Annotated in this window: 15 protein-coding genes and 1 pseudogene; all 16 read right to left on the bottom strand. The window is 45.4% G+C overall.

The window, feature by feature from the left end:
• Window positions 1-216: 216 nt before the first annotated feature.
• Window positions 217-585, bottom strand: coding sequence for a hypothetical protein (locus HPY74_16930; protein NSW92323.1), 369 nt, complete (start codon window positions 583-585; stop codon window positions 217-219).
• Window positions 582-3,500 carry a phage tail tape measure protein gene (locus tag HPY74_16925; protein NSW92322.1) on the bottom strand — a complete coding sequence of 973 codons (2,919 nt, stop codon included), beginning with the start codon at window positions 3,498-3,500 and terminating at the stop codon, window positions 582-584. The genes HPY74_16930 and HPY74_16925 overlap by 4 nt, the downstream gene beginning before the upstream one ends.
• A gap of 42 nt (window positions 3,501-3,542) precedes the next feature.
• Window positions 3,543-3,770, bottom strand: a pseudogene (locus tag HPY74_16920) (phage tail assembly chaperone).
• Window positions 3,755-4,108 carry a hypothetical protein gene (locus tag HPY74_16915; protein ID NSW92321.1) on the bottom strand — a complete coding sequence of 118 codons (354 nt, stop codon included), beginning with the start codon at window positions 4,106-4,108 and terminating at the stop codon, window positions 3,755-3,757. Before HPY74_16915 ends, HPY74_16920 begins: the two are co-directional and overlap by 16 nt.
• A 1-nt stretch (window position 4,109) precedes the next feature.
• Entirely contained in the window at window positions 4,110-4,439 is a 330-nt protein-coding gene (locus HPY74_16910) for a hypothetical protein (protein NSW92320.1), read from the bottom strand.
• Between the two features lie 18 nt (window positions 4,440-4,457).
• The gene (locus HPY74_16905) at window positions 4,458-4,871 is read right to left on the bottom strand and encodes a phage major tail protein, TP901-1 family (protein ID NSW92319.1); all 414 of its coding nucleotides are present in this window, start codon (window positions 4,869-4,871) and stop codon (window positions 4,458-4,460) included.
• Between the two features lie 5 nt (window positions 4,872-4,876).
• A complete protein-coding gene (locus tag HPY74_16900; GenBank protein NSW92318.1) occupies window positions 4,877-5,254 on the bottom strand; it encodes a DUF3168 domain-containing protein in 378 nt (125 codons plus the stop codon).
• A complete protein-coding gene (locus HPY74_16895; protein ID NSW92317.1) occupies window positions 5,251-5,658 on the bottom strand; it encodes an HK97 gp10 family phage protein in 408 nt (135 codons plus the stop codon). Before HPY74_16895 ends, HPY74_16900 begins: the two co-directional genes overlap by 4 nt.
• Window positions 5,658-5,981, bottom strand: a complete 324-nt coding sequence (locus HPY74_16890; GenBank protein ID NSW92316.1) for a phage head closure protein — start codon at window positions 5,979-5,981, stop codon at window positions 5,658-5,660. The genes HPY74_16895 and HPY74_16890 overlap by 1 nt, the downstream gene beginning before the upstream one ends.
• Window positions 5,978-6,553 (bottom strand): phage head-tail connector protein, encoded by a 576-nt coding sequence (locus HPY74_16885; GenBank protein ID NSW92315.1) that lies wholly within the window; start codon window positions 6,551-6,553, stop codon window positions 5,978-5,980. Before HPY74_16885 ends, HPY74_16890 begins: the two co-directional genes overlap by 4 nt.
• Window positions 6,554-6,898, bottom strand: a complete 345-nt coding sequence (locus HPY74_16880) for a hypothetical protein (GenBank protein ID NSW92314.1) — start codon at window positions 6,896-6,898, stop codon at window positions 6,554-6,556.
• A 38-nt stretch (window positions 6,899-6,936) separates the two neighbouring features.
• On the bottom strand, window positions 6,937-7,662 hold the full coding sequence (locus HPY74_16875; protein NSW92313.1) for a hypothetical protein: 726 nt from the start codon (window positions 7,660-7,662) through the stop codon (window positions 6,937-6,939).
• A gap of 72 nt (window positions 7,663-7,734) precedes the next feature.
• Window positions 7,735-9,063, bottom strand: a complete 1,329-nt coding sequence (locus HPY74_16870) for a phage major capsid protein (GenBank protein NSW92312.1) — start codon at window positions 9,061-9,063, stop codon at window positions 7,735-7,737.
• A 5-nt stretch (window positions 9,064-9,068) separates the two neighbouring features.
• Complete coding sequence (locus HPY74_16865) at window positions 9,069-9,905, bottom strand: Clp protease ClpP (protein ID NSW92311.1); 837 nt, start codon at window positions 9,903-9,905, stop codon at window positions 9,069-9,071.
• A gap of 2 nt (window positions 9,906-9,907) precedes the next feature.
• Entirely contained in the window at window positions 9,908-11,107 is a 1,200-nt protein-coding gene (locus HPY74_16860) for a phage portal protein (GenBank protein NSW92310.1), read from the bottom strand.
• Window positions 11,108-11,184: 77 nt separating this feature from the next.
• Window positions 11,185-12,180: terminase large subunit (locus tag HPY74_16855; protein ID NSW92309.1), on the bottom strand; the 996-nt coding region annotated here is incomplete at its 5' end.

The raw sequence follows: 12,180 nt of genomic DNA, 5'->3' as shown, positions 1-12,180 counted from the left end.
ATATATGTCGGTTGCAAACGGACCAATGAACATTGATTTGCCTGTCCCTACCGTTACAACCCTGTCTGCCAGCTTCAGGCCGTTGCGGACGTAGCCGCTTAGAATCGTCACCGTAATATCTTCTTCGGGTGTGGCCTTCGGTTTCTGCTGCGGAGTATGCAGCCAAAAGACCCGTATCGGCCAATTGTTGACGTGCTAGACTTACTCTTGCCATATCTATACCTCCTCAAGTTCTATACTAATGCCTTCCCAGTACCATTTATCGCCAATGAGATACCGGGAGCGGGAAAATGGCCTGAACACAACTTCGTATTCTTCTATTGAAGCATCTTCTTGTTCAATTTTAAGGTTCAAGTTTCCGCTTGTTCCAAGCTGATATATTTCTTTTAGTTGTTTTAATACGACATTCGTTACAAAACTATAGTCGAGTTTAAAACGTTTTTTAGTGGCTATTATCTCCCTGACAAGTTTTCCGCTTGCCGTCCTTTGCTCTTTGGTAATCTCAAAATCTTCTACAGTTAGTCTCCTGCCCATTTCAGAGAGTAATTGCTCATTTCCTGTAGCGCCCAACCATATCCTGCTCATGTTGTAGCCACCCCCATGCGTTGATTCTCAGCAATAATGTGGGGTATCATTTCTCTTGCCATCACTTTCCCGTCTATGTTAATCCGCAATTCACCTTTGCCGACCGCCTTCACTGCGTCCACAAAAGCTTCAAAGAATGATGTGTATGCAATGGCTTCTAGGCGATCATAGTTTATGCCTTCGAGTCCTTTTAAATTGTAATCTTTTCTTTTATCTATCGGCACAATAGCTTCTTCCCCAGCTTCGCCGGCCATACCCACGGGTTTACCAGTGGCAAGATCAATCATGCCTACAGGTCGGCGTATTATACCGCCTGTTGCAAACTTAGGCGTTTTCGAGATAGCATCAATCAGGTCCTGAGCAGATGCTCTTCCCTCGTTAAACGCCTGCACTGCATAGTACGTTACTATTGACCTAGGACTTGCTCCGCTGCTTATTTGCGGCACTTTTGTAAGTCCTTCCTGTCGTACTTTGTTCGTATTCGCTATTTCTTTTGCTAAATCTGCTTGCGCTTTCTGCTCCTTCAATAGTTCAAGATAGAGCTTCTGAGTTTCAAGAGCAGCCTCTCCTTTTACAGCTTTCATTTGCTCATACGCTGATTGCAAGGCAGCTACTTTTTCGAGTTGTACGTTATACTGTGCGTTCAACGCCTCTGCCTGAACCTTGAGCACTTGACTTTGCTCAGCATTTTCTCCAAGTTTTGCTTTAAAAAGGTCAAATTTTGCTTGTGCTATTTGTGCTTTAAGGCTGAGGCCTTCTATTACAGGAGAAAGTGCGTTCTCTATCTTTTCGCTAACGGTCATCGTTTTTTCTCCAAACGTGCCCATTGCATTTACAACGTCATCGTTCGTATTCGCTATTTCTTTTGCTAAATCTGCTTGCGCTTTCTGCTCCTTCAATAGTTCAAGATAGAGCTTCTGAGTTTCAAGAGCAGCCTCTCCTTTTACAGCTTTCATTTGCTCATACGCTGATTGCAAGGCAGCTACTTTTTCGAGTTGTACGTTATACTGTGCGTTCAACGCCTCTGCCTGAACCTTGAGCACTTGACTTTGCTCAGCATTTTCTCCAAGTTTTGCTTTAAAAAGGTCAAATTTTGCTTGTGCTATTTGTGCTTTAAGGCTGAGGCCTTCTATTACAGGAGAAAGTGCGTTCTCTATCTTTTCGCTAACGGTCATCGTTTTTTCTCCAAACGTGCCCATTGCATTTACAACGTCATCGAGCGCTTTCTTTTGTTCCTGAAGTTTTTGTCTTGCGGTATCCTGTACTTGTATAGCCTGCTGATTTTTAAGTCTTTGAGATTCGACGCTATCAGTATAAGCCTGTACCGATATCAGAGATTCTTTTCGTGCCCTAGCCTCTTCTGATAATGAATAAGTCACATTATCAATGTCTTTTTTTAAGTTCTGCATGTTATAGCCTAGGATGCCGCTTGATGCGCCTAAAGAATCTGCCCCTCGCTTACTATCATCTAAAGCTACCTTGAACAGATATATTGCCCCTACAACAAGAGCAAGTTTACCGGCTAGAGCCATTAGAGAGCCAGCCAATACAGTATTGGCTGTAGCTGCACCTTGAGCTGCTGTTGTACCTGCTACCATACTGCCGGTGAATAGTGCCTTTGCCTTGGCCAGAGATACAAAACCGAGGCCAAGCTTACCGACAAGTATAAGTAGTGGCCCTACTGCTGCTGCAAACAAACCGACATTTACTATGATCTTCTTAGTCCCTTCGTCGAGTTCAGAGAACCCCTGGGCTAGGACTATAAGTTTTTGTACCAACTCATTTATTTGAGGCAATAGTATTTGACCGAAAGAATCTCCCAGTATCTTAATATTGTTCCACAGAAATTGCAACTGTGATGCTGTGGTCTTGAACCTCTGTTCGGCCTCCTTATTAAGGGCGTTGTTTTCTTGCCATGCCTTTGTACCTAATGCCAGTGCCTGAGTAAATACGTCACTAGCTCCGGCGGCCCTTAAGAGAGCATCCCGCATCCTGACCTCAGAAACGCCCATAGAATCCAATACAGCTATTGCGGACATTCCCCTCTGTTCTGCGGTGGACAGCCCTTGTATAAATGCCGTTATAGCTCCCGCAGCATCCTCTCTGAATGCCTGTTGAAATTGGCTTGCACTTATGCCGGCTACCTTCGCAAACTCATCCAGTTTTTTACCGCCCTTTTCAACGGCCAGTTGCATGTTCACCATAAGCTTGGAGAATGCGGAACCCCCCGCTTCAGCCTCGATACCGACAGATGAAAGAGCACCCGAGAATGATAGTATCTGAGCCTCGGTCATGCCTACCTGTTTACCTGCACCGGCAAGACGCAAACCCATTTCCACAATCTCTCTTTCAGTTGTAGCAAGGTTATTACCCAGGGCAACCACCGTCGAGCCTAGCCTGTCAAACTGGTCCTGCGGCATTTGCGTAATATTCGCAAGCCTTGCCAAAGCCGTAGCTGCTTCGTTGCTATTCATATTAGTTGCAACGCCTAGCTTGGCCATTGTATCGGCAAAACCGAGTATATTTTCCGTCTTTATACCGAGCTGTCCGGCAGCTTCACCCAGACCATACAGTTCCTCAATGGCAATAGGTATATCCTTCTTTGCCATATTATCAAAGCCTTTACGAAGAGCAGCGAATTCTTCTTCAGTTGCATCCACAGTTTTCCTCACGCCGGCGAATGCACTCTCAAGGTCAATACTGGACTTTGCCGCAGCCGCACCCAAACCTATCACCGGTAACGTTATTGCTGTGGTCAAAGTTTTGCCAATTGATTCAAATCGTTTACTAATTGCTGTAATACCTTTGAACTGCTTTTCGGTATCTCTGATGCTCTTGTTCAGGTTTCTCATCCCGGCCTCGAACTCGTTCATATTGATACCGATTTTTACAAATAGATTTCCAATCTGTGCCATATACTCACCGCCTTCAGGTATAAAAAAGAGCCCTGAAAAGGGCTAAAGTACTTTAAATTTTTTCTTCAGTTCTTGCCATTCATTACGCATTTCTTCCCTTGTCCTGGTATCATTTTTAACTGTCCGTCTGCGTTTGCCATGTCTAAATTGATACCCACGCATCATATACCCACGCATCATGTCGTTAAGCTCGACAGGGGTCATGGACCATAATTCCCACGGCTTTAATTCAAGAGGGCCATAGGCCCAGAGTTTTACTTCTTCCCAGTCCCAGACTGGTTCTCCTTGGCCTTTGGCCCCTCCTCGTTTTTTCCCTGGTCATCACCAAATCCGCTGTTAAGAGCTTCGGTTATTTTCTCCTGGGCCTGTAGGATATTTGTTAAATCTATCATGTGACCAACATCCTTTATAGTCAGTTCAGGGTCCTCATGTAATAGTCCTGCCCATATAAATGCCCTTATTGTTTTTACGTCAGAAACCCCATCATTAAGAATTTGCTGAAGCGGCTTATTAAATAAATCTTCAAGCTCACATAGGGCATTAAGATCAAACCGTAACTTCCTCGGTTTGTCTAATTCTATAGATATATACCGATGTTTATTGCTCATATTATGCTACCTCCAATACTGCTATGGTTACGTTAGTGACATCGCTGTACGATATCTGGACTTTTTTATTTGCGTCATCAAATCTAGTTTTTGGGAATGGACCTATAATTCTTTCTTCACCAGCTGGCACATCAACAGTAACATCATGATCAAAGCCAAAACTGCATTTTGTCTGGCTGTTCACCGTAACCGTTATTTGGCTTACCCCTCCATTTTTTATATGCAACACAGCCTTACCGCTATTTACAAATTCATCGCCCTGAACGTCTGCTGCACTATATGAAGGAGTTAAGCCTGTTAAATTAGATTGCTGCACATTTAATGTAGCCATGATATCTCTCCTTCCCTATTAAACAGCAGTTTTATTTAGGGCACCTGAGCCGTTAAGCGTCCCTGTTGCGGTTGCTTCACCTTCATAAGGTGCTTCATAACTAAAATCGGTCAGAGTTGCGATACCGTCATATGTATTTCCTGCGGGCGTTGCCATCTGAACCTGAACCTGCTCACCATTCATATATGCAGCCTCCAGTGCAGCCAAACCAGCATCGCCTTCAAGCAGCAAACTGTCAAATTCAATGCTCCAGCTCCTTATACCTGGAATGCCTTCATGCCAGCCGGCGGAATCTTTTGATGTTACATCAACCTCGGAAGTAGCCATGTTCAACGTTGCATTACGCTGGCCACCGACAGCAGTCCATACTGGTGCACCAACCGTACCGGTATTAACTTTAATAATAAAATCAACACCTGTTATAGCAGACATTTTCATCACTCCTTATGTTGGATTATAAAATCTAATGGGATATGATAAAGCTTTGTGTCAGGCTCATATATGTCATTTTCGCCTTCCTTTGTTGCAAATTCTGCGTATCCATGCATAACCTTTTTAACGAGTTCTGCCACCTGTTTAGCTTTTGTGTAAGCATTAGACCATACAGATATCTGTAGCCGTGGAAAAGAAAGTCCTGCAGGTCCATCTTTTGAATAGACTTCTGGGTGTGATACTAAAAAATAAGTTATACCCGCCCAGTCATAAGGGTAAGGCTCTTCTCTCTGAGGCAGGATAATTGGATATATCTCATCTCCTACCATTGCCACAAGGTCTGGGTGATTACTTAAATATGCATATACATCAAACTCTATCATTTTGTCTTCACCTGCTTCAGTTTGGCTTTATTGATAGCCTTTTCAATTTCATCAGTAATGGCCTTTTGTACCTTCTCTTTGTTCTCGTCTAGGGCAGGTCGGAGGAATGGTTTTGCAGCCATCTTTGATGTGCCCTGCTCGATGAATAATCCGTAAAACTGGTCTTTCCCTGGCCCTACATCAATCTCTACCTGGCTGCGGTCTTTTTCCACTACCCGCATTGTCATATTATCCCGCAGTTCACCCGTATCCACAGGGGCCCTTGCCTTTGCATCATCGAGGACTATTTTAGCGCCAGCTTTTACGGCCTTTGTCAGGTCCTTTGTGATATTATCACTTACTGCTTCAAGGTTTTTAATAAGCTCGTTAACACCTATTAATTGTATAGACACTCGATTGGTCATCACGAAACCCCCTTACATAGCAGGTAAAGCTCTCTTTTGCGCCCGTCCGGGTCTATGGGTGGCGCCGCAATCTCTAGAACTCTGTCATCACAAATAATCCGCATGGTCGCTTTTATGTCTTTGCGGTACCGGATTTTTACCCGGGTTGTTATCTCAGAGTTTACCTGCTGTGCATCGAAAAATTCCCTGCCAGCCAGGTCCTCAATTGAGCCCCATACAGTAGCAAAGTCTGCCCAGTCCTTTTTTAGTTCGCCCGAAAGAGGGTCCTTAACCTCGACAAGCTTTTGGATGGCCACTTTACGTCTTAATAAGCCTGCTCTCATATCGGAAACACCCTTTCAGGCCAAAGTAAAGCGTGCACTGCAAATTCTATCTCTCGACTTACATGGCCAATAAAAGACGCCTCTCTGTTCTCATACCAGTGTCCTATAAGAAGGAGCATCGCCTGTTTTATCATCATAGGCACAGCAGCGGCATCTCCATAACCAGCCGTAAACCTGATCTTTACGCCTCCTATAGATTTTAATGTCATACTCGGCCATACTATTCCAGTTGCTAGCGCTACTCTTCCAGGCTCGGAATCCGTATCAACAATATAATTTGTCGAATCAAATGTTGTTTCGAGGCCGTCACTGTCAGTGTATTTGATACTGTCTACACTCTGCAGGGGCGGCCTCGGTATATTGAAGGGGGACGCAGGGAAGGCGTCTAATATCAGCTCCCAAACCTGGGTAATATATGCCCTGTTTTGAAAGGATTCGCAATATTCTCGGGCAGTGGTTATCAACGATGTAATCAGTATATCTTCATCGGCACCATCTACTCTAATGTGAGCCTTTGCTTCTTCCAGAGTAATCGGTTCAATTGATGGCGGAGTTATAAGTTTTAAAGCCATTTACTTCCCCGCCTTTCGTTGTGTCTTCGCGGATTTATTGCTCTTTTTATCTGCCGGTTTTTTCTCATCTGATTTGGTAGATTGTACGGGTTTGGTTTCATTTATCGATTCGTTTTTCGATTCATTTGCAGGCTTTTTTTCGTTATCCTTTTTTATCTGTTTGTCAGCCTGCATCAGCCTCTCCTGCTTTATTGCCTCGCCGCCTATTAACCCGCTGGCGCGAAGAGCTTCTGCACGAACAGGTGATAGTTCAATAGTTTCTCCTGGCATCCTCAAACCTGTAGGGTCCCGAAACTGTTTTACAATTACATATTTTTTTGTATTAATTTCAATCACCACCTTCAAATTGAGGGGGCGTTAACCCCCTCAATATTTTTCTAATCTTATGCATTTACATTGGTTTTTGCGGCAGCCACTTTCTGCACAGGATTGAACCTGCTCTGGCCGCGCAATAATATTGCCCCGGTCTGAATGGCAGCCGAGTTTGTAACCCTGAAAGCAACATGAGTGTACCCATTGATAATGTCAAGGAAACTGGCGTCACACTCTACATAGCCAATAGCTCGCAGCGTTGCCGGAGTTATAGTTGCAGCTGCATCAGTAATGGTTATATCGGTTTCGCCTGGCTCAGTTACGGTCAGGGTTACGACGGCTGCATTCGCACTGGCGGTTATCCCGGGCACTCCGGCTGTTGCATGATTAATAGCCTCTGCCAAGCTTGCAGCGGTTGCGTTATTATCGACTCCATCAGCCAGAAATACACGGTTAAGCAGGTCAGCAGCAGCCGCGCCGGTAAAGGTTAGGCCATTGATGGTTACCTGGTCGCCTACCTGTACGGCCGCAACCGTAAGAGTGGCTTCTGCAACATGAGCATTCGCAGTGATGGTAGCAGCATTATTGGTGATAATTTTAGCACCGGTTCCAGCGGCGTCCTGGGCCTGCATAACCTGCATAGCGCTGGTTGCACCTGCAGCCATGGCTCCTACCTCAGCAATAAACAAGGCCTTTCCATATTTATCCATTTTGTAATAAGGGCCTGTGCCTGCGCCGTTAAGATTTTGGGAAGTCAGAGCTATATCAATCTTTTGAGTTTCACTCATAAGTTTCATCTTTTATACCTCCATAATATTTTTTTAGGCATTTCTATGAGGGGGAGCGATGAGCCCCCCCCCCTACTCGATTTATACTAGGACAACATAAGGCGAAACCTGGGTCTGGCCATCTTCAAGTAGCAGAGGTTCCTTAACCCAGCCCTGACCATCGACATTCCAGAAAATTTTCACGATTGTCTTATTTTGTCGGAACAGGACATGCTCGGATGCTGCGATGAACGGGCCGGAGCCGTCCTTTATCAGGTAGTAGGTTAAATCAACCAGCATCAAGTCGCCTTGGTTGCCCAGTGTTGGTGTCTTGCCGGTAAAGATTATCGGTAAACCATTCAGAGTGGCCGGTATGCCGCGGGTTGCATCGCCCTGAATGAAGATATAATGTCCTGCAGGGTCCTGCATAGTGGCCAGTTGCGGCATAGTAGACTGATTAGCAATATATACTGCTCTACTCTGAGATTCCGGCAATAGGCTGGCCAACATATTAACAGTGTCTATATAACCAATCTGGTTTGCATTGGCTCTTACTACCTGCACAGCGCCAGGTGCATTAAACACGCCCATCGGTTTTGCAACACCATTCCCACGCAGGAACGCCATGTCTTCTGCGCTTATCATAGCTCCGCGCAGCAACGTAGATATGAAGGCACTGGCGGCCTCCCAGTTACGGAGCAGTTTATCAGTCACAACTGTATGAGCTGCAACTTCTTTCGGGGTCAAAGACACTTCTTCCAGTTTGCCGTCAGTTTCAGGCTTCAGTTGACCCTCTCCTATCCAGTATACTTCCACTCCGCCGAACACGCCGTCTGCTCCTTGTTTAAATGCTGGTACAGTTATACCGGCATCTGGCGGTTCACCTGCTGGCAGGACAGTTGATCTCTGTCGCACTATGGACGGCTCAGGTTGTATCATCAGCATATCAGGCCTAAACTGTGCCGGCACGGCAAAACCGCCTTCTTCGCCAACTCCCATGCTCCATTCATTACGGAATTTGGGCGTTATCTGTGCTTTGAAAGCGTCAGGTACTTCGAGACCACCGCCTTCACCTTGGCCCTGTTTTAGGTACTGAAGCCTGCCTTTTGGATCTCCGAACCTGACAGCGCAAACGAATTCACCCAGGCTCTTAAACCCGCCATCGTCCAATTTCTTGTTATTTTCCGAAGGAGCTCCAGGAATTGTGCGATATTTCTTACCATCAGGTTGGTCTAAATCGGTTGCACGATTTTGCATTTTTTCAGCCTTCACAATAAGGTCATTCAGTCCGTCAATTTCTTTCTGCAAGTTCTCAAACTCTTTGTTCTCCTCTTCAGTCATTTCGCGCTCCTCTTCGAGGGCCTTATTTACCAACGCCTCCTGCTTATCGCACAGAGCAGCGCATTTTTGTTTTAGTTCCTGTAAAGTCATCTTTTCTACCTCCTAATCTTGTTTTTGTTTATTTGGGTCTTGCGTTGCAATAAAGAAAGCAACTCCAGTTTTTTGGGCTGCTTATCTTCCGGTGATTTATTATACTGTTCTGGTTCCTTCAGCGGTTCATTTTCTGACGAAAGTTGACCATCTTGCTTAAACTGCTTATACTGTTCTAAGCATCGCTGCATAGACTTTGATACACTGTTTTGTATGGCCAATCTGCTGAACATGAACGAGTTCTGCACAGCCGGCTCGAGGTCGTTTTGCCCCTGATATAAAACGCCGTCCGCAAACTTCTCCGCGACGGCTTTTTTAGCGCTCATCCAGGTTTCCTCGTCCATGAGCTTCGATATCTCGTCCCTCGAGCGTTTTGTCTTAATCTCGTATGCGTTCATAATAGTTTCCTTGACCTCGTCGAGGACCTTGGCAAAATGTCGCATGTCGCTAGCCTCAAACTGCCCGCACATCCCTATTAAGGGATTATGTATCATCATGATACTGACTGGGCTCATTAAAATCTCTTCACCGGCCATAGCCACTACTGAAGCTGCGGATACAGCTTTACCATCAACCTTCACTAAAACCTGGCCGTCGTGTTCTTTTAAGGCATTATACATACCGGCTGCAGCGAAAACACTTCCGCCCCAACTGTCAATCCAAACGATGATATCTTTGCCTTTATACTCGGCTAACGCCTGTCTGAAAGCATTAGGCGTTGTTGTCGGAATGCCGAACCATTCATAAATCCAAGCATCTTCATCATCAACTATTTCGCCAGAGATACGGAGTTCCACCTCATCTTGATTGTCCGCATTCTGCACAAAATTCCAGAAACGCAATATTATTCACCTCCAGTACTGTTTTGTCTGGCTTTGTTTTTTGCCGCCTCTTCAACAGGCATCATATTGCCGTTTATCAAATAAACCTTGCCTGTACCGCCCTCCTGCGGGTTCATTTCTTCCATTTCGCGCCATTCGTCGGCGTTTATTATGCCATCTTGGCGCATGATATGTAGCGCTTCTGCACGACTCTTGGCATCACCGCGAAGTAAACCGGAGAGGTTGAATTTGCAATAATGCCCTTGTTCGCGTTCGAACCTGGTGAATAATCGCCTGTTGATAGCCTGCTCCCAGCGTTTAATCCACGGCAGCATTGTATACATAATAAATTCAAGACTCTGGTGTTCAGTGTTGTTATGGGTACTACGCTCCAGGTTGGCCACCATATGCGGTGGTACCCTGAACAGTGCGCAAATTTCATCGCGGTTGAATTTTTGCTGTTCGATAAACTGTGCATCCTTTAACGGCATGGGTATACGGTTGTACTTCATCCCCTCTTCAAGAATTAAAGGCCGCCATGAATTTGCCAGACCTGCCCCTTCTTCCTCCAATGATTTTCTCAGCCTTTCATAGGCTTTATCGCTTAATGATAGAGGATGCTCCAACACACCGCCCATGTTCATGCCCTGACCGTAAAACCGTGCTGCAAATTCCGTTGCCGCCAGGCCTAATCCCACTGCTTCACGGGCTATACGAATGGGTGAATAACCGACTATCCCATCGGGGCCCCAAAGGTGAACATGAAGAACCTTTTCTACTGGCAAACGCTCTTCTTTGCCACGGTCAGTTATCCAGTAGAACAGTTCCCGGGTTTCTTTGTCCCGATCTGGCCTGATTGCATGCCAATCCCAGGGATAAATATCAATAACCTGCCCCCGGCGATTATGCTGCAGTATACCATAGCCGTTTCCTGACAGAGCCATATGTCCGGAAATAGTCTCACGCAGAGTTAGACTGTCCATCTCTTCGTTAGGCTCATCATGTAATAGCCAATACAATGGATGGTCCCGGGCCTTATCGCTCCCACCGCTCGGTTTTTCCCTGTAAACAAATAAAGGCAGGCTGCCTATCGTTTCTGCCAATATCCTTGCACATGCATACACAGTTACATATTTGAGCGCGGAATCTTCGCTCACATTTACTCCGGCGTGAGTAGTCCCGCCCCTTATACTGCGCCTGACATCACGGTCGAAGTCTTCCATCGAGTATGGGCTTCCGCTGTTGAGTACCTTCCAGGCTAATGCGGCACGCTGGAAGAGTGTTAGTTTTTTATTATCTGTCACAATCTGCGTAACCCCCTTTTCTCATAAACTGACGAATTATCCTCGTTGACAATTGCCCTGACCATGGCATTAATTATTGCCGCTAAAAGATCAATCCTCTGGCTGTCGTCTTTATGCTTTTTGGAGAGCTTTATGTTACCGTTATTGTCTGATGTTTCTACAGCGTTTGAAACGCACCAAGTTAATAACGGGCTCCCGTCATGCACCAGTTTATCCTGGAGAACGTACTCTCTGAATTTTTTGGTTGGCTCTGATAAGTTTAGGTAACTTTGTAATATTTCAATACATGTATAGCCCTCATCGGTCATATCGTTAGAGAACTGACGGGCCCCATAAGGGTCATAGCATATCTCTTTTATCTTCCAGCTCTCGTCAAACTCTGCCTCATGAATATAGTTTTTGATGAACTTGTCATCGGTGACATCGCCCTCGGTGAGGGTACACCATCCGTCTTTTGCCCAAGCCTTATAAGGTACTCTGTCACCATGCTCATGCTTGGTGGCCGTGTTTTCCGGCATGAAGCCATGGGCGCAAACGGCGTATAAGGGGTATACAGTACCCTTTTTGGTTTCAACTGGTGTTTCACCATCCAGCTTAAATACAAAACCGGTTGCTGTTAAGTCTAAGCACTTTGACAGGTCCACACCGTTATAACATTCACGGCCGCAGACCAGTTCAAGGAAATTTTTCCTGTTAACCGCTAAGTCCTTCCACCGGTGCATGATACCAGAAAAATATTTGTTTTCACTATCTGACTGCCATCTATTACACCGTTTTGTAACAAACTCTCTGATTTTATCCGGGTCGCCGCTGCCATAAGCTTTATTGTACTCATCTTCGATTTGCTCAAGCAGTATCCGGGAATATTCGTTATCATCCTGCAGTATAGGGTTAGCCTTTATCCATTTTGTTTTATCATGTGGATTATCGTCCTTGTCCAGTTCACGAATCATAACAAAATACTGCTCGTCTTGTATTTCGCCATCCAGTAT

The sequence above is a fragment of the Bacillota bacterium genome (genome assembly GCA_013314855.1).
In the GTDB taxonomy this organism is placed as follows: domain Bacteria; phylum Bacillota; class Clostridia; order Acetivibrionales; family DUMC01; genus Ch48.
Note: the sequence above shows the minus strand (reverse complement) of the source record. Positions and strands in the feature narration are given on the sequence as shown.